This is a genomic window from Vibrio sp. 1641, from assembly GCF_033339995.1.
GTDB classification, from domain to species: domain Bacteria; phylum Pseudomonadota; class Gammaproteobacteria; order Enterobacterales; family Vibrionaceae; genus Vibrio; species Vibrio alginolyticus.
The window spans coordinates 1-574 of the sequence record NZ_JAWOVP010000377.1; the positions used below are offsets into that span (position 1 = coordinate 1).

1 protein-coding gene is annotated in these 574 nt (G+C 48.1%); it reads left to right on the forward strand.

Annotation, left to right across the window (positions count from 1 at the left end; translation table 11 throughout):
- A partial coding sequence (glpG, locus tag R7Z47_RS26075; protein ID WP_318130931.1) for a rhomboid family intramembrane serine protease GlpG occupies nt 1–574 on the forward strand: 574 nt, incomplete at both ends.

The following is a 574-nucleotide window of genomic DNA, read 5'->3' on the forward strand; positions in this document are numbered from 1 at the left end:
ACAGCGCCGCTTCCTGGGACGTTGCCGATACTCGTAAGAGCCAATTTCATTACGCTAGCCCAAGTATCATGGGAATGATCAAAGCCAAAGCCGGTCCAGTGACCTTATTGATCATGACCGTATGCGCCGTGATTTATGGTTTGCAGATGTTAGGCTTTGGAAATGGGGTATTTGCTCTGTTGCACTTTCCCGCGTTTGAAGGCCAGCAATGGCAATTGTGGCGTTGGGTGAGTCATGCATTGCTGCATTTCTCGGTAACACACATCATCTTTAACTTGTTGTGGTGGTGGCAACTTGGTGGCGATATTGAACGTCGACTTGGTTCTGGCAAGTTACTGCAAATCTTTGTGGTATCTGCGGCACTCTCTGGTGCTGGCCAGTTCTATGTTGAAGGTGCGAACTTCGGCGGGTTATCTGGTGTTGTGTACGCGCTACTCGGCTATTTGTGGGTTTTGGGTTACCGTTTACCTCATTTAGGTTTAACGCTGCCGAAATCCATCATTGGTTTTATGTTGGTGTGGTTGGTACTTGGTTTTGTGCAACCGTTTATGGCCATTGCCAATACGGCTCACTT